We start from the raw sequence: 529 nt of genomic DNA on the forward strand, positions 1-529 counted from the left end.
GGACCGTGACGAGATTAGGAATGTATTCTTTAACGCCGGGTGGACCGGGTGCACTGCGATAGCTGAAACCCACCATCGCTTCACGGTCATGGTATCAGACGACGCGGACAAAGTTTTCCCTACCTGATAAAGGTTGACAAAGTGTTTCAATCTTTGGCACAATAGTTCAATCGTAAATACAGGAGAACGGTCAATGGCACGCAAAGCTACTCCCCGTAATATGCGCACCAAAGCCGAACAGGCTGCACTGGAGGCTCGCCTCGAAGCCGAAGCCGAAGAACGTGCCGAGCGCAATAAAGTGCGTCTCTGGAACATTCTGGAGCAGGCTCATGCCATTGGCATCGACGCAGAGTTCCGCATCCATCAGACGCGCGACTGGATTCCGACTTCGCCACGGAGACCCGGTGTCTTGATCAGCTACAACCAACACACGAAACGCAATGCTTGCTTCGGTTCCGTTGAGGAATACGAAGAGGTGCAAGAAGTCACGGACTTTCTACATACTAAGTCCGAGGACTATGAGTTCGAG

Annotated in this window: 1 protein-coding gene; it reads left to right on the forward strand. The window is 52.2% G+C overall.

Annotation, left to right across the window (positions count from 1 at the left end):
- Positions 1-193: 193 nt before the first annotated feature.
- The coding region (locus AC1RO3_RS08430; RefSeq protein WP_481763996.1) for a hypothetical protein at positions 194-529 on the forward strand (336 nt) is incomplete at its 3' end.

The sequence above is a fragment of the Dellaglioa sp. CoH-57-MRSF-19 genome (assembly GCF_056781975.1).